Genomic DNA, 14874 nt, shown 5'->3' on the forward strand with positions numbered 1-14874 from the left:
AATATACTCGACCTACGAGTTTATTTGGAGGACGGCATGCGGTTCGCGGCGGTACTGCTCGACATGGACGGCACCCTCGTCGACTCGGACGCGGCGGTCGAACGGGCGTGGCTCATGTGGGCGAACGAGGCCGGGGTGCCGATCGAGCGGCTGCGCCCCCGCATGCACGGCGCCCCGGCGCCGACCACGATCCGCGCGGTGCGCCCGGACCTGTCCGAGGCGCAGGTGCAGGCGGCGTCGCGGCGGCAGCTGGAGCTGCAGTACGGCGACCTCGACGACGTCGTGCCCGCCCCCGGCACGGCCCGGCTGCTGGTCGTGCTCAAGGAGCTGGAGCTGCCCTGGGCCGTGGTCACCAGCGCCGACCGCCGGCTGGCCTCGGCCCGGCTCGGCGCGGCGGGCATCGAGCCGCCGCTGCTCGTGACGGTCGAGGAGACCGCGCTGGGCAAGCCGCACCCGGACCCGTATCTCGCGGCCGCCGCCCGCCTCGGCGTCGACCCGGCCGGGTGCCTGGTGGTCGAGGACTCCCAGCCGGGCATCGACGCGGGCCACGCGGCGGGGTGCACGGTCGCGGCCCTGCGCGGCCTGGACGCGGACCTGCGCATCACGACCCTGGCGGACCTGGCCGACATCCTCATCCAGCGCTCGTAGCGTCGCCGCCGGGCCACCCGACGGGGGTGCCGGTGCGGGCGGCGCGGGCCTCGCCCCAGTCGTAGAGCGCCTGCAGCACCGGCGCGAGGCTGCGGCCCTCCTCGGTCAGCGTGTACTGCACGTGCGGCGGGTTCGCGCCCAGATCCCGGCGGGCGACGAGGCCGTCCGCCTCCAGCTCGCGCAGACGCTGGGTCAGCATCTTCTCCGACACGTCCGGCATGCGGCGGCGCAGCTCGCCGTAGCGGTGCACGCCCTCCTTCAGGTGGGCCAGGATCACCGGGCGCCACTTGCCGCCGATGACGTCCACGGCCAGTTCGACCGGGCAGTGGTACCGCTTCACCGCGTTCACCGCGCTCCTCCCCGAACGCACCGAAAAGTGCGTACTTGTCGCCGTGCGCCCAACCGTGATCCCGTCGCGGTGTGACTGAGACACTCTACGAATGGGCGGGCGGCGAGGCGGCGCTCGAGCGGCTCACCGAGGTGTTCTACGACCGGGTGCTCGCCGACCCGGTGCTCGCCCCCGTGTTCGCGCACATGGACCCCGGGCACGCGCACTACGTGGCGATGTGGCTCGGCGAGGTGTTCGGCGGGCCGGCCGCGTACACCGCGCGGCGCGGCGGCTACCCCCACATGCTCGGCAAGCATCTGGGCCGCGGCATCACCGAGGCCCAGCGGCGCCGCTGGCTCGAGCTCATGATGGACGCCGCCGACGAGGCCGGGCTGCCCGGCGATCCCGAGTTCCGGGCCGCGTTCGTCGGCTACCTGGAGTGGGGCACGCGGCTCGCGGTGAGCAACTCCCGGCCGGGCGCGGAACCGGTCCGCGAGGCACCGGTTCCGCGCTGGGGCTGGGGCGAGGCGCCGCCCTACCGGCCGTAGCGAGCGCCGGCCGCGGCGAGCCGCTACTGCCAGGTCATGTCGAGCTGGTTCTGGTAGTTGACGTAGCCGGCCCGGGCGAACGCGCGCGCCATCGGCACGTTGCCGGCGTCGGTGCTGGCCCGGATGCGGGGAACGTCGTGCGCGGCCAGCACGCGGGTGCCCTCGGCGAGGATCGCGTCGACGTAGCCGTGGCCGCGGTGCTCGGGCAGCACCGCGATGTACGCGATGATCGGCCCGTAGTCGTTGCGCGCCGGGAAGACGAACCCGACGGGCTCGCCGCCGGGCCGGGTCGCGACGCGCCACCAGTCCCGCGGGCTCGAATATCGTTCGAGCTCGCCGTGGAAGTGCTCCTCGGCGACCGCGCGCGGGCTCATCCGCTCGAGGCCGGCGCGGCTGTGCGCGTCGAGGGTGCCCGCGACGGCGCGGGTCATCAGGTCCAGCGCCTCGTCGGTGCCGGCGAAGCCGCGGAAGCGCAGCCGGCCTTCCTCGGGGCCTTCGTCGGGGCCTTCGCCGGGCGCGATCGGCGTGCCGGGCCGCCATTCGAGCCGGAGCCGTTCGACGAACAGGCGCGCGCCGAGGTGCTCCAGGGCGGCCAGGCGCGGTCGTACCGCCGCGTCGTCCTGACGCCAGCCGGGCGGCACGAACCGGATGTACTCGGGTGGGGCCGACCCGGCCGGCACGAGCCGGTCGAGCGCGGCGCGCACCAGCGCCTCCCCGCTCGCCGCATGGCCGTCGGCGAAGTCGAAGAAGTCCATGAGCTGCGGCGCCGTCGCCCCGGGCCGCGCCCACCAGCCGGCGCGGGCCAGGACCTCCCCGTCGCGCTCGGCGATCCAGAGCCACCCGGGCCGGCGGTTGCCGCGCTCGAGGTCGCCGGGCACCTCGCCGTCGAGCTCGTAGGTCAGGCGGAGGAACAGGGGTAGTTCAGCAGGCCCGGTGATCGGGCGGAAGGTGACGTGCATGTGTGGCTGCTCCAATGCGTGGTGCACGGACTGCGGACATGACCGGCTCCTCCCTTCCGGCGATCACCCGTCGCCGCCGACCTTCCTATCGGCGCCGGCGCCGGCCCGCAACCGCATTTCGCCGAGCATCGCGTCGACCGAGCCGGCCGGATCGGTGATCGGGAACTGCACCGCCCGCACCACCCCGGCCGGGTCGAGCAGCAGCGTGAGCCGCTTGAGCCGGTCGGCGCCGGCGACCCGGAACGTGGGCAGGCGCAGCGCGGCCGCGAGCCGGACGTCCTGGTCCGACAGCAGCGGGAACGGCAGCCGCGCGTGCTCGGCGAAGGCCAGCAGCTGGTCGGGGCGCTGGGTGCTGATCCCCCGGATGGCCGCGCCGAGCTCGCGGAAGGCGGGTTCGCGCTGGGCGTACGTCAGCGACTCCAGCGTGCACCCCACGGCGCCCGGGATGTCGCCCCAGCCGGGCGGGTGCCCCTCGGCCGCGGGTGCGAAGGCGCCGGGGAAGCAGTACAGCACCGTCCAGTGCTCACTCGCCAGCCCCGGCACGGCATGGCCGGCGAGGGCGTGGACCCGCCGCGCCTCGGCCTCGGTGCCGATCGCGTCCAGCGAACCGTCGCCCATCACGTGCCGCGAGCCCCAGTCCTGCAGCGCGACGAGCACCGGCAGCAGCCCCTCGCCCTTGGGCGTGAGGACGTAGTCGTGGCGGGGCGGGTGCTGCGAGTACGGCCGCCGCCGCAGCACGCCGTGCTCGACCAGGGCGCCGAGCCGCTCGGTGAGGGCCCGCCGGCTCACGCCCAGCCCCTTCGCGAGCGCGTCGAAGCGGGTGGTCCCCCCGGCGATGTCCCGCACGATGAGGAACGTCCACCAGTCGCCCATGACGCCGAGCGCCTGCGCGATCCCGCAGTCGGCGTCGGCCAGGTCCTCGTGCCGCACCCATGCAGTATAGTCAGTTCCAAATTGGAACCCACTGCATCGGACACACTGGGGAGGGCGCATGTTCTGGCGCTGGTGGTCGGCAGGTATGGCCAGTTCCGCGGGGTCCGCGATCAGCGCCGTGGCGCTGCCCCTCACCGCCCTCACGGTGCTCGACGCGACACCGGTGCAGATGGGGCTCGTCGCGGCCGCCGGCTACGCGGCCTGGCTGCTCATCGGCATGCCCGCCGGCGTGCTCGTGCAGCGGCTGCCCCTGCGCGGCGCGCAGATCGCCATGGACGTGCTGCGCGCCGTGGCGGTCGCGTCGATCCCGGTCGCGTGGGCGCTCGGCGCGCTGACCATCGCCCAGCTCATCGCGGTCGCGCTCGTGGTGAGCCTCGCGACCGTCGTCTTCGGCGTGGCCAACACGACGTTCCTGCCCGCGGTCGTGCCCCGCGAGCAGCTGCAGTCCCGCAACAGCCTCACCTCGGCCACCGACGCGGTCGTGCGGCTCGGCGGCCCGTCGGCCGGCGGCCTGCTCGTGCAGCTGCTCGGGCCCGTACCCACGCTGCTCGCCGACGCCGCGAGCTACCTCGCCTCGGCCGCGCTCCTGCGCACGCTCCCGGCGCGGCGCACCCCCGTCCCGGACGCCTGGCCGCCGATGCGCCGCATGATCGCCGAGGGCTGGCGTTTCGTCGCCCGGCACCCCGTGATGGGCCCGGGCATGTGGACCGCGACGGCCGTGAACTTCGTGTGCGGGGCGCAGCTGGCGCTGTTTCCGCTGTACCTCGTCCGGGTCCTGCACACCCCGCCCGGCCTGCTCGGCGTGCTGCTCGCCGCCGAGGGCGCCGGCACGCTGCTCGGCGCCACCGTGACATCGCGCTTCACGGCCCGGGCCGGGGCCGGGCGCGCGCTGATCCTGGCGGCCGGCATCGCCGTGCTGGGAGCCACGATCATCCCCATCGGCAGCGGCTGGGCCGCCTTCGTCGCCTTCGCGGTGGGCAACATCGTCTTCGCCGGCGGCGTGGTGATCCTGAGCGTCACGACGCGCACCTACCGCCAGCTCGCCACCCCGCCCGAGCTGCTGCCGCGGGTGGCCGCGACGGTCCGCTTCGTGTCGTGGGGCGCGATCCCGGTCGGCGGGCTGCTCGCGGGCCTGCTCGCGGACGCGACGAACGCCCGCACCGCCCTCTTCGCCTTCGCGGCGGCGACCCTCCTGGCCCCGCTCGCCCTGCTCGCGAGCGCCCGCATCCGCTCAGCCGGTCTGGATCCGCACGACGACCTCGGACTCGGTGACCTTCTGCACGGAGATGTCGAAGCCCTGCGCGGTGGTGCTGCCGTCGACGGGCACGCTGACGACCGTCCCGCCGACGTCGAGCTTGACCTGGCCGTTGTCGACCCCGACGAGCTTGACGTCGACGCCGAGCACCGAGGACTCGGCGTCGACCCCGCGGTCGAACGTGACCGTGCAGGCGCTGGTGGTGCAGTCGACGTTGTCGGTACTGCACGCGGCCGTCCCGAGCGCGAGCACGAACCCGGCGGCGAGCGCGGCGGACCTACGACCCAGCTTCGTAGCCATCATGCGGACCGAGTCTAGACGGCCCGCGCACGTGTCCACCCGCACCCGCGCGGCGCCGGTCAGGTGCCCTGGCGGGTCGGCATGACGGTGACCTGCTGCAGGTTCACGCGCCGCGGCAGGGCCGTGTTCACGAGGTCGGCGCGGCGCCCCTCGGCCGCGGCGGACACGAGCTGCGGGACCACGGCGCCGATGGTGTGCATCGCGGCGGTCACGTTCAGGTCGATCTGGCGCTGCCACTGGTCGGTGCGCAGCTGCTCGACCGGGGCCGGGAGCATCACGCCGGCGTTGTTGACGACCAGGTCGGCCGGGCCGAGCACGGCGGCGGCCCGGTCGGCGGCGGCCGCCAGGGCGTCGGCGTCGGTGACGTCGACGGGCACGCCGAGCGCGGTACCGCCGGCCTGCGTGATCTCCCCGGCGAGCTCGTCGAGGCGATCCTGGCGGCGGGCGAGCAGCGCGACGCGGGCGCCCCGGCCGGCGAGCACGGTCGCGGTGGCCGCGCCGATGCCGCTGGACGCGCCGGTGACCAGCGCGACGCGGCCCTGCAGGGAGTCGTCGGTCATGCCCCCAGCGAACCCGTCGCGAGCCGCCGCCGCCCTCCCCGCGCGCCGAGGGACCGCCGGCGCGGCACACCCCGGCGGCGGCGTCACGGGCCGGCCAGCGACCGCAGCACCGCGCCGAGATGGTCGGCGGCCCCGCACAGGGCCTGGATCGCGTCGGCCGCGACGGGGCCCGCGGGCGGCGGCGCCGCCAGCAGCTCGGCCAGCACCCCGAGCGTCGTGGCCACCGCGTCGGCGACCGGGTCGGGGCGGCGCCCGCGGCGCCGGGCCACGGTGTGCTGGACCCAGGCCAGGCGGGCCCGCTCCAGCCGCTCGACCCCGCCGGCGCCCGCCGTGGCCCGGTCCGCCGCCCAGTGCAGGTCCGCCCGGTCCTCGACGTCGAGGCCGGCGAGCGTCTCCAGCGACTCCTGCCGGTCGACGAGCGCGGCCGTGAGGTGGGCGAGCAGATGCGCGCGGCGGCGGTCGGGGTCGAGGTCCCGCATGATGTACCGCGGATCCCCGGGGATGCCGAGCACGGTCATCGCCCGCAGCAGATCGTCGGTGCCCGGCAGGTCCATCGCGCCACCCTGGACCGGGCGGTCCGCGGCGGGCTGTGACGAACCTCGCGCATCCGTCCATCCCGCCCCACCGGCGCCGAAAACCGGCGAAACACCTGGCCGGTGCGCCGGCGGAGGGGCCTGGCGGACTCCGTGCGACGTTGCCCTAGGCTGTGTCGAATTGGCGGCGGCGGGGCCTCCCGGTGACCCGATACATTCCCCTGCATAGGAGGTGGCACGGTGTCACAGAGTGCGAACGGGGACGACAACTTAGCCCGGCGCAACGCCTGGCTCTACTACCTGGTCGCCGGCGGCGTGGGCATCGTGCTGCTGCCGTTCACGGTGGCGCTGCACGCCGAGCTGTGGCCGCAGCTCGTCGCGATCGTGCTGCTGGCCGGCTCCGGCGTCGTCGGGTTCCTGACCAGCTGGCGCACCCGCAAGCCGCGCACGCTCGTGGTGCGCCCGGCCGCGTTCGAGGCGCCGCCCGCGTACTTCCGGCTCGCCGTCAACGCCGCGAGCCTGCCGCCGGTCGTGGGCATCCTGTGCAGCATCGTCTACGACGACGATGACTGGGGCGTGTTCACCTGGATGCTGTTCGCGGTGACGCTCGGATGCGCCTACCTGATGGTGTACGCCCTCGTCATGCTCGTCCGCGGCACCGGGCGCCTCGTCCTGCGCGCCGACGGGCTCACCGTCGTCGACGCGACCACCACGCACGAGGTGCCGTGGGCGGCCATCATGTCCGGCCCGTTGCCGACCGTCTTCGGCGTCGGCCGGCTCGGCATCCTGTGGCCGGAGCTGGTGACCACGACCGGGTTCGGGCGCAAGAAGAACCTGCAGCGCATCCAGCTGCAGCTGCAGTCCAGCGCCGTGCACCGCGAGTTCCTGCACGACTCGGTCAACCACTACCTCAACCACCCCGAGGACCGCGGCTCGATCGGCACCGAGGAGGGGCTCCGGCACCTCCTCGCGACGCTGCCGGCCTAGGTGGTGCTGCGCGGCCGGCGTCTGTCCCTCGTGCGGCGGGGGCGGCGCGGCGCGAGGATGCCGATGCCGGCCGGCGACGCATAGGTCCTGCCCGGCACGCCGGCGACGGTGAGGACAAGCGGGGGCCGTCACGAGGGGCGCCGGCCACCACACCGCTCGACGGTCACCGCCGGGATCACCGGCGACCGTCACGTCCCGTGCGGCACGGGCTAGGCGGCCATGCCGAGGGAGCGCAGGTGGCGGGCCTCGCGGGCGGAGCGGGCGAGGGCCTGGGTCGTGCGCGGGCCGGCGATCCCGTCCACGGCGAGCCCGGCGCGGGCCTGGAAGCGGCGCAGCGCCTGCGGCAGCTCGGCCTCGAACGCGCCGGGCCGGATCAGCCCGAGCTCCGCGAGCAGCGCCCGGACCTCACGCGGGTCGGCGGGCGGGACGGCCTCGTCGGTCGCGTTGACGGTGCCGGCGAGGGCGGCCCCGACGACGGTGAAGATGCGGCGAACGGTCATACCTCGAGTGTGTTGCGCGAACGTCGCGCCGGCGTCAGGGGAAACCCTGTCAACCGACCCTGAAAACGTCCGTCGCCAGGTCCAGCGCGGCGCGGACCGGGTCGCCGGCCCAGCGGCTCGGGAACGCCTCGCGCAGGGTCCAGCCGGCGCGCAGCAGGGCCCGCTGGCGCTCCAGATGGGCCCGGTTGCCGTCCGGGTGCGGGGCGCAGACGAGGCCGACGCCGTCCACCACGAGATCGAGGGTCCAGTCCCCGACCCGGTACGCGGCGTGGACCTCCCGGCCGGCCGCGGACAGTTCGGTGGCGAGGCGGGCGGCCCACGGTACCGCCGCCGGATCCCCGGCATCGAGGGCCGGCCGCGGGTCGTCCGCGTGCGCGAGGAAGTCCGCGATCAGGCCGCTGCCGCTCGTGAGGGAGGTGACCACGACCAAGCGCCGGCGGGCGCGGGTGGTCATGACGTTGAACAGGTTCGGCTCGGCGGCGAAGCGCGTCCGGGCCGGGGTGTCGCCGTCGACGAGGCCGAGCGACACGACGACGGTGTCGGCCTCGCCGCCCTGGAACGCGTGCACGGTGCCGCAGCGCAGCCCGAGCCGCTCGATCTCCTCGGCCGGGAGCTGCTTGAGCAGCGCGGCCTCGATCGCGTCGGCCTGCGGGCGGAAGGGCGTGACGACGCCGATTCCGGTGCGCCCGGCGGCGGCCAGCTCGCGCACGGTCCGCAGCACCGCGTCGACCTCGGCCCGGTTGACGCCGTCGCGCACCTCGGCCCCGGCGACCCGTACGACGTCGATGGCGTCCTCGCGCTCGGCGGCCGGGGTGCGGGTCATGAGCGTGAGCCGGCCGTCGTAGAAGCGCCGCGCGGCGAACGCGATGAGGTGCGGGGCGCACCGGTAGTGCTCGCCGAGCCAGGTCGCCGGGGCGGCGCCGACGGCCACGTCGAAGGCGCTGGAGCGGCGCACGTCGATCCGGTCGCTCAGCCCGTGTCGCGCGAGGGTCGCGGCCACGTCGACGTCGGCGACGAACGACACGAACCGCAGCTGGCTCGGGTCGCCGGCGACGAGCGCGCGGCGGGCGCGGGCCAGCACGGGCGCGGCCCGGATCTGGTCGATGTGCGCGGCCTCGTCGAGGATGACGAGGTCGAACAGGCCGGGCACGGGCGGCAACAGGTCCTCGACGTCGGCGACCGTGCCGACCCACAGCGGCAGCGCCTTGACCAGCGCCGGCCCGTCGAGCGCGGCGAGGGCCTCGCGGCGGCGGTTGCGCCCGGCCCGCAGGGCGGCCCCCAGCTCGGCGGTGCTGCCGCGGGCGGAGCGGCCCCACCGGTCGGCGGCGGCCGCGGCGTCGCGCATCGCGGCCCCGACGGCGGCCCGCAGCCGGGCGTCGGCGTCCAGCAGTGCCGGCCAGACCGCGCCGAGGTCGGTCCCGCCCCGCACGGCGAGCGTGGCGGCGGCCCGGTCGGCCTCGACGGCGCCGAGCAGCTCGGCGAGCCGCCGCGGCTCGACACCGTAGCGGCGCCGCACCCGCCATGCGCGCAGGAAGCGGGATTCGAGGAGCCTTTTCGCCCGCGGTACGTCGGCATCGCCGGCGAACACCCGGGGCGCCTCGGCCCGCAGCCCGGCCAGCAGCGGCTCCCACACGGCCATCTCGGCGGCCTTGCGCTCCAGGTCCAGCGCCGCGCCGATCGCGTGCTCCAGGCGCTCGACGGCCTCGGCGGCCGCCCGCACCTCGGCCCGCCGCGCGTCGAGGTCCCGGCCGGCGACGCCCTCGGGCCGCCCGGACGTGAGCGCGTGGGCGAAGCGGTCGCGCCGCTCGGCGTCGCCGAACAGCACCGGCTCGGCCCCCGGGAACCGCCCGAGCAGCCCCGCGAGCACCTCGGCGGCGTGACTGGCCTGGGTCGCGACGAGCACCGACCCGCCCCGGTGGACGGTGTCGAGCGCGGCCGCGACGACCGCGTGGCTCTTGCCGTTGCCGGGCGGCCCGGACACGACGACGACCCGCTCGCGGCGCACCCGGCGGACGACCTCGCGCTGGGCCCGGTTCAGCGGCAGCGGGGAGTGCACGGCCTCGTCGGCGGTTTCGTCGGCCGGCTCGTCCGGCGGGGCGCCGTCGCCGTACACCTGCGCGAGCGCGGTCCGCTCCAGCCCGGGCCGCGTGGACCAGGCCCGCAGGGTGTCCCGCAGCCCCGGCATGGCCACGTCCCGGGCCACGTACAGCGCCGCGCCGGCCCGCCCGGCCAGCCGCTCGTCGGGCTTGAACCCGGCGGCGCCCGCGGCCGTCTCGATCCAGGCGCCGGTACCGACGGCCGCGAGCCACGCCGCCGTGCCGATCCCGGGCGCCGACTCCAGCACCGCGGCGAGCCCGCGATCGGCGACGAGCGGCGTGACCTCGAGATCCCCGGCCGGGGTGACCCGATATCCGCGCAGCCGGCTGCCCGAGCCCTCCAGCCGCACCGGCTCGAAGAGCAGCGGCAGCCGCACGGTCCGCGCGACCCCGTCGATGTCGGCGGTGCCGAGCAGCCACGCCCAGCCCCGCCGCAGGAGCCGCTCCTCGCGATGGAGGGAGTCGAGCGCGGCGAGGCGCTGGGCGGCCTTGCCGGCGGGCACCCGGTCGGGCTCGTCCAGCCACAGCGGCGCGGGCGCCCCCTTGGCGACGTCGAGCACGCGGTCCCGGCCGGCCGGCGCGAGGTCGGCGAGCGCGGCGAGGACGCGGCTGGGCTCCATAGGAGCCCGATTCTGTCATGCACGGTCACGCGCCACCCGTCCGTCGATGCCGCGCAGCGGCGCATCGCGCGGGTGTGCGCCTCGCACCGCGGCACAGGCCGCACGGCCGGCGCGGCGGCATGGACGGTGGTCTTCGTCGCATTGTGTCGGTTGCGTGGGGGTTTATGTCAGGTCTCGGATTGACACCGACCGGGGCCCCCCATAAGTTTCGAGCCACCATGACGCACCTCGGCGGATCATCGAAGCTGCTCAGGGCCATGAACGACGCGGCCGCCCTGAGTCACGTGCTGGAACGCGGGCCGCTGACCCGCGGGGAGCTGCGCGACCTCACCGGACTGTCCAAGCCGACGATCTCCGAGGCGCTGCGCCGCCTCACGGAGGCGCGCCTGGTGAGCGTCGTCGGCTACGTCAGCGCCGGGCCCGGGCCCAACGCCGAGGTGTACGCGGTGAACCCCGACGCCGCCTACGCGGTCGCGCTGTCCGTGCGGTCGGTCCGCGAGCCGGACAGCCACGGCGCCCCCACGGTCACCGCCGCCGTCACCGACCTCGCCGGCACGGTCCGCGGACGGCTGGAGTCCGCCGTCGACTTCGCCGCCACCGACACCGTGGCCGTGGTCGCCGACGTCGTCGACGAGGTGTGCAAGGAGGCCGGCGTCGCCCGCGACCCGGTCGCCCACGTCCAGATCGCCGTCGCCGGCTCCTACGACCAGCGCGGCGACGTCCTGCACCACGTGGACATCCCCGGCTGGGGCCGCTCGGGGCTGGTCGAGGACCTGCGCCGGCGCCTCGGCGTGACCGTCGGGGTCGACAACGACGTGAACCTGGCCGCCGTCGCCGAGCGCGCGCACGGCGCCGGCCGCGACGCGGAGAGCTTCACGCTGCTGTGGCTCGGCGAGGCGGGCCTGGGCCTGGCCATCGACCTCGGCGGCACCCTGCTGCGGGGGGCGCGGGGCGGGGCGGGCGAGATCGGGTACATGCCGATCGGCGCGGGCACCGACTTGCAGACCCTCGTCGGCGGCGCCGCGGTGCTCGAGCTGGGCGCGGCCCACGGGTTCGCCGCGCCGACGGCCGCGGGCACCATGGCCGCCGTCGCCGCCGGGGCCGCCGAGGGGGATCCGGCCGCGGCCGAGTTCGTCACCGTCCTCGCGGGCCGCATCGCGCTCGGCCTCTCGGCCGTCGTCGCGGTGCTCGACCCGCCACTGGTCGTCATCGGCGGCGAGGTCGGCCGGGCCGGCGGCGAGCTGCTCGGCGCCGCGGTGGCCGCGGCCCTGGCCGAGGCGGCCCCGCTGGACACCACCATCGCCACGACCCGGGTGCAGGACGACGCCGCCCTGCTGGGCGCTCAGGAGGCCGGCCGCGCCTCGGTGCGCGAGGCCCTGCTGGCCGGCCTGAGCCGCCCGTAGCCGGCGGGTCAGTCGTCCTCGGCCTTCTTGGTGGTGCGCCGCTTGCGGGCGGGCCGCTTGCGCGGCTTCGGCGCCCCGGACGCCAGCTTCGTGTAGGTCAGCATGTTCGCCAGGCCGATGCCGACGGCGGCGAAGAGCACCTGGATGCCCAGCTCCCACCAGCTCCACTGGATCTTCCACACCTTGACGACGGCCTTGTCGTCGAGGTTGACGAGCTCGGACACCAGCGTGCCCAGCAGCGCCGCGCCGACACCGATCAGGAACGTGATGAACCCGCCGATCGACTGCCGGCCCGGGAGCACCAGCCGCCCGAGCACGCCGATGAGCAGGCCGATCGGGATGGCCACCCAGAAGTCGTTGATGTGCATGTCGGTCGCGCGCTCCCCTCGCGAGTCGGTCGAGACGGGACCGTACACGATCGCTTCGATGCGTCCTGCTCGGGCCCGCGTCACCTGCGGACCGTCGCTCCCGCCAGACATCCCGGCCTCCGTGGGCGCAAGGACGACAACCGCACCGCCCGCGGCGGCAACCGCGGGCGCCCTTGTGCCGGGGCACGCCGCGAGAGACGGTGGAATCGGGACACGTGGGAAGGAGGCGCGCCATGCTGCTGGAACACTGCCCGATCGTCGTGGGTGTGGACGGCTCGGCGGCAGCGCTGGGCGCCGTGCGCTGGGCCGCCGACGAGGCCGCGCGACAGCAACGCACGCTGCGGATCGTGCACGCGATGCACTGGGAGGGGTCCGCGGACGGCCAGGGCCTGGTGCTGGACGCGGCCACGGAGGCCAAGGGCTGGCAGCCGGGCATCGCGGTGGAGACGATGACCCTGGCCGGCTCCCCCGCGTGGATCCTGCGCCAGCAGTCCCGCACGGCCGCCCTGGTGGTCATCGGCGGCCGGGTCCACGACGGCAGCGTGCTGGACGCGTCGGTCAGCGCGCACCTGGCGGCCTTCGCCCACTGCCCCGTGCTCGTCGTCAACAACGGCTGGCGCTGGGCCGACCCGACGACCGCGCTGCCGGCCCACGCCCCGGTCGTCGTCGGCGTCGACGGCTCCCCGTCGAGCCAGCGCGCCCTCGCGTTCGGCTACGGCGAGGCCGCCTCCCGCCACGTGCCCCTGCTCGCCGTCCACGCCGGCCGGGCCCGCCCGCACGCGATCGTCGCCGCCGAGCTCGAGCCGTGGCTGTACCGCCACCCCGAGGTCGAGACCCGCTTCGACAGCCGCGACACGGGCGTGCTGGAGACCCTGACGGAAGCGGCCCGCAGCGCCCTCATGCTCGTCGTGGGCGCGCACCGGGTGGGCTGGGCCGAGCAGCCCCGCCCCAACCCGGTGACCCAGCTCGTCGTCCACCACGCCGCCTCGCCGGTCCTGGTCACCCGCAGCGTGTAGGCCCGCCGGTCCCGCCGGCCCGCGACGGGCGCGGACCGCCCGCCCGCGTGCCCCGCGCGGGCGCCGGTCACGACAACGGCACCGGATCGGCCCCGCGGGCTCCGCCCGGGCGGCAGCGGGCCAGTCGCCGCGCGGCCAGCCAGACGCCCCGCACGGCGCCGTGGCGGGTGATGGCCTCGGCCGCGTAGTGCGAGCAGCTCGGCGTGAACCGGCAGCACGGGCGCGCCCGGCGGGCGGAGACCTCGGTCTGGTACCGCCGGATCGCCCCGACGAGCGGACCCTCCGGCGACGCCGCCCGCCGCGGCGCCCGCGCCATCGTCAAGAGCATGGCCGGCAGCGACAGCAGCCCCACCATGAGGCAGGGCCCGTCGATCGCCTCCCCGATGCAGCAGCCCGCCTCGAGCAGGCAGGCATCGCGCAGGCAGCTGTTGTTGCCGCCGCGCCGGTAGCCGTAGTCGTCGTGATGCCGGTGCCGCCGGCGGGACCATCGTTCGCGCATGACTCCGTGATACCGCCCCGGCGCCACCCGTAGGGGAGGACCCCGACGTCAGCTCGCGCTGGACTCCCGGGCCTCCTGGAACACGCCCGCGCCGGCCAGCTCCGAGATGACGTCGTTGAGCGCGTCGATCTCCGCGTCCGTGTTCGCCGCGGTCACCTGCACCCGGAAGCCGACCTGGTCGCGCGGCACGCCCGGGTAGGGCGCCAGCGTCACGAACAGCCCCCGCTCCCACAGCAGCTCGGACACGTCGACCAGGTCGCGGTCCAGCGCGATCGGCAGCTCGATGATCGGGGTGTCGTCGGTGTTGGGCGTGAACACCCCGAGCCCGCGCACGTGGTTGAGCACGCGCATCGACATCCGGTAGAGCTCGGCCCGCAGCTTGTCGCCGCGCTCCGCGTTCACGTCGAAGCCGGCGAGCACGGTGGCCAGCGAGGCGGTCGGGGACGGGCCGGAGTAGAGGTAGGGCGCCGCCGAGGCCTTGAGCCGGTTCTTGAGCGCCGTGGGCACCGCGAGGAAGGCCATGAGCGACGAGTACGCCTTCGAGAACCCCCCGACGAGCACGACGTCGTCGTAGGACTCCCCGCAGTACCGGATGATGCTGTTGCCGGTGGAGCCGTAGGGGCTGGTCTCGTCGGCGCAGCGGCCGCCGATGACGCCGAAGCCGTGCGCGTCGTCGATGTAGAGCACGGCGCCGTGGGCCCGGCACAGGTCGAGGTATGCCCGCACGTCCGGGATGTTGCCGGTCATGCTGTTGACGCCGTCCATGCACACGAGCACCGGCCCGCCGTCGCGGGCCGCGGCCGCGGCCGCCCCGGGCAGCAGCGACGCCAGCTCGTCCAGCGAGCGGAACCGCGAGAGCGTGGCGCCCTGGGCCCGGGCGAAGACGCAGCCGTCCCAGATGGTCTTGTGGGCCCGGGCGTCGATGAGGATCTGGCCGCGCTGGGCGATCGCCGGGATGACGGAGAGGTGGATCTGGGTGATGGTCGGCAGCACCAGGGTGTCCTCGGCCCCGAGCAGGGCGGCCAGCCGCTCCTCGATCTGCGGGTAGAGCGCCGGGTTGCCCAGCATCCGCGACCATGAGGGATGCGTGCCCCAGCGGCGCAGCTGCTCCTCGACCGCCCCGATGATCTGCGGCTCCAGGTCGAAGCCGAGGTAGTTGCAGGAGGCCCAATCGGTCAGCCAGTGCTCCCCGACGCGGATGCGCCGCCCGTCGATCTCGTCGATGACGGCGTCGTAGAAGCGGGTCTCGGTGCGGAGGCGGGCGATGCCGCTGTACCGCGGGTCAAGGTCAACTTCGGTGGCCAGCTCTGAGGCGTGCACG

15 protein-coding genes and 1 pseudogene are annotated in these 14874 nt (G+C 75.5%); 6 read left to right on the top strand and 10 right to left on the bottom strand.

The features are described 5' to 3' along the window. Positions 1-36: 36 nt before the first annotated feature. On the top strand, positions 37-648 hold the full coding sequence (locus ACQP1P_RS29080) for an HAD-IA family hydrolase (protein ID WP_433075366.1): 612 nt from the start codon (positions 37-39) through the stop codon (positions 646-648). Here ACQP1P_RS29080 and ACQP1P_RS29085 read toward each other — a convergent pair. Further along, on the bottom strand, positions 632-997 hold the full coding sequence (locus ACQP1P_RS29085) for a winged helix-turn-helix transcriptional regulator (protein WP_433075369.1): 366 nt from the start codon (positions 995-997) through the stop codon (positions 632-634). The genes ACQP1P_RS29080 and ACQP1P_RS29085 overlap by 17 nt on opposite strands. A gap of 71 nt (positions 998-1068) precedes the next feature. Between ACQP1P_RS29085 and ACQP1P_RS29090 the strand changes: the two genes are divergently transcribed. Next, a complete protein-coding gene (locus ACQP1P_RS29090) occupies positions 1069-1524 on the top strand; it encodes a group II truncated hemoglobin (protein WP_433075372.1) in 456 nt (151 codons plus the stop codon). Positions 1525-1547: 23 nt separating this feature from the next. Here the strand turns inward: ACQP1P_RS29090 and ACQP1P_RS29095 are convergent, their stop codons facing one another. Beyond that, on the bottom strand, positions 1548-2483 hold the full coding sequence (locus ACQP1P_RS29095) for a GNAT family N-acetyltransferase (RefSeq protein WP_433075375.1): 936 nt from the start codon (positions 2481-2483) through the stop codon (positions 1548-1550). 63 nt (positions 2484-2546) lie between these two features. Continuing rightward, a complete protein-coding gene (locus tag ACQP1P_RS29100; protein ID WP_433090155.1) occupies positions 2547-3356 on the bottom strand; it encodes a winged helix-turn-helix transcriptional regulator in 810 nt (269 codons plus the stop codon). A gap of 118 nt (positions 3357-3474) precedes the next feature. Between ACQP1P_RS29100 and ACQP1P_RS29105 the strand changes: the two are divergent. Continuing rightward, positions 3475-4635 (top strand): annotated as a pseudogene (locus ACQP1P_RS29105) (MFS transporter); the annotation flags it as partial. 395 nt (positions 4636-5030) lie between these two features. Here ACQP1P_RS29105 and ACQP1P_RS29110 read toward each other — a convergent pair. Together ACQP1P_RS29110 and ACQP1P_RS29115 are read right to left on the bottom strand one after the other, a co-directional pair. Beyond that, positions 5031-5531 (bottom strand): SDR family oxidoreductase, encoded by a 501-nt coding sequence (locus tag ACQP1P_RS29110; RefSeq protein WP_433075378.1) that lies wholly within the window; start codon positions 5529-5531, stop codon positions 5031-5033. Positions 5532-5614: 83 nt separating this feature from the next. Then, entirely contained in the window at positions 5615-6085 is a 471-nt protein-coding gene (locus ACQP1P_RS29115) for a hypothetical protein (protein ID WP_433075381.1), read from the bottom strand. Positions 6086-6304: 219 nt separating this feature from the next. On the opposite strand from ACQP1P_RS29115, the gene ACQP1P_RS29120 reads away from it, so the two are divergent. Then, positions 6305-7051 carry a hypothetical protein gene (locus tag ACQP1P_RS29120; RefSeq protein ID WP_433075384.1) on the top strand — a complete coding sequence of 249 codons (747 nt, stop codon included), beginning with the start codon at positions 6305-6307 and terminating at the stop codon, positions 7049-7051. A gap of 209 nt (positions 7052-7260) precedes the next feature. Here ACQP1P_RS29120 and ACQP1P_RS29125 read toward each other — a convergent pair whose 3' ends face one another. Then, positions 7261-7551 (bottom strand): peptidoglycan-binding domain-containing protein, encoded by a 291-nt coding sequence (locus tag ACQP1P_RS29125; RefSeq protein ID WP_350610710.1) that lies wholly within the window; start codon positions 7549-7551, stop codon positions 7261-7263. A 49-nt stretch (positions 7552-7600) separates the two neighbouring features. Next, positions 7601-10267, bottom strand: a complete 2667-nt coding sequence (locus ACQP1P_RS29130; protein ID WP_433075388.1) for an AAA domain-containing protein — start codon at positions 10265-10267, stop codon at positions 7601-7603. Positions 10268-10524: 257 nt separating this feature from the next. On the opposite strand from ACQP1P_RS29130, the gene ACQP1P_RS29135 reads away from it, so the two are divergent. Continuing rightward, entirely contained in the window at positions 10525-11670 is a 1146-nt protein-coding gene (locus tag ACQP1P_RS29135) for an ROK family transcriptional regulator (protein ID WP_433075391.1), read from the top strand. Between the two features lie 8 nt (positions 11671-11678). On the opposite strand, the gene ACQP1P_RS29140 is transcribed toward ACQP1P_RS29135, so the two are convergent. Next, positions 11679-12086, bottom strand: a complete 408-nt coding sequence (locus ACQP1P_RS29140) for a hypothetical protein (protein WP_433075394.1) — start codon at positions 12084-12086, stop codon at positions 11679-11681. 185 nt (positions 12087-12271) lie between these two features. On the opposite strand from ACQP1P_RS29140, the gene ACQP1P_RS29145 reads away from it, so the two are divergent. Continuing rightward, positions 12272-13054: a universal stress protein gene (locus ACQP1P_RS29145; protein ID WP_433075397.1), complete on the top strand. Its 783-nt coding sequence runs from the start codon at positions 12272-12274 to the stop codon at positions 13052-13054. A 67-nt stretch (positions 13055-13121) separates the two neighbouring features. Here the strand turns inward: ACQP1P_RS29145 and yidD are convergent, their stop codons facing one another. Together yidD and ACQP1P_RS29155 are read right to left on the bottom strand one after the other, a co-directional pair. Further along, complete coding sequence (yidD, locus tag ACQP1P_RS29150) at positions 13122-13553, bottom strand: membrane protein insertion efficiency factor YidD (protein WP_433075400.1); 432 nt, start codon at positions 13551-13553, stop codon at positions 13122-13124. A gap of 48 nt (positions 13554-13601) precedes the next feature. Next, on the bottom strand, positions 13602-14873 hold the full coding sequence (locus tag ACQP1P_RS29155; RefSeq protein ID WP_433075403.1) for an aminotransferase class I/II-fold pyridoxal phosphate-dependent enzyme: 1272 nt from the start codon (positions 14871-14873) through the stop codon (positions 13602-13604). Position 14874: the final 1 nt, after the last annotated feature.

This window comes from Dactylosporangium sp. CA-052675 (genome assembly GCF_050947935.1).
Taxonomy (GTDB): Bacteria; Actinomycetota; Actinomycetes; order Mycobacteriales; family Micromonosporaceae; genus Dactylosporangium.

Bases quoted from the DNA above. Each gene is read 5' to 3' on its own strand.
- ACQP1P_RS29080 (WP_433075366.1), top strand. From the start codon at position 37: ATGCGGTTCGCGGCGGTACTGCTCGACATGGACGGCACCCTCGTCGAC.
- ACQP1P_RS29095 (WP_433075375.1), bottom strand. From the start codon at position 2,483: ATGCACGTCACCTTCCGCCCGATCACCGGGCCTGCTGAACTACCCCTG.
- ACQP1P_RS29100 (WP_433090155.1), bottom strand. From the start codon at position 3,356: ATGGGCGACTGGTGGACGTTCCTCATCGTGCGGGACATCGCCGGGGGG.
- ACQP1P_RS29110 (WP_433075378.1), bottom strand. From the start codon at position 5,531: ATGACCGACGACTCCCTGCAGGGCCGCGTCGCGCTGGTCACCGGCGCG.
- ACQP1P_RS29115 (WP_433075381.1), bottom strand. From the start codon at position 6,085: ATGGACCTGCCGGGCACCGACGATCTGCTGCGGGCGATGACCGTGCTC.
- ACQP1P_RS29125 (WP_350610710.1), bottom strand. From the start codon at position 7,551: ATGACCGTTCGCCGCATCTTCACCGTCGTCGGGGCCGCCCTCGCCGGC.
- ACQP1P_RS29130 (WP_433075388.1), bottom strand. From the start codon at position 10,267: ATGGAGCCCAGCCGCGTCCTCGCCGCGCTCGCCGACCTCGCGCCGGCC.
- ACQP1P_RS29135 (WP_433075391.1), top strand. From the start codon at position 10,525: ATGAACGACGCGGCCGCCCTGAGTCACGTGCTGGAACGCGGGCCGCTG.
- ACQP1P_RS29145 (WP_433075397.1), top strand. From the start codon at position 12,272: ATGCTGCTGGAACACTGCCCGATCGTCGTGGGTGTGGACGGCTCGGCG.
- yidD (WP_433075400.1), bottom strand. From the start codon at position 13,553: ATGCGCGAACGATGGTCCCGCCGGCGGCACCGGCATCACGACGACTAC.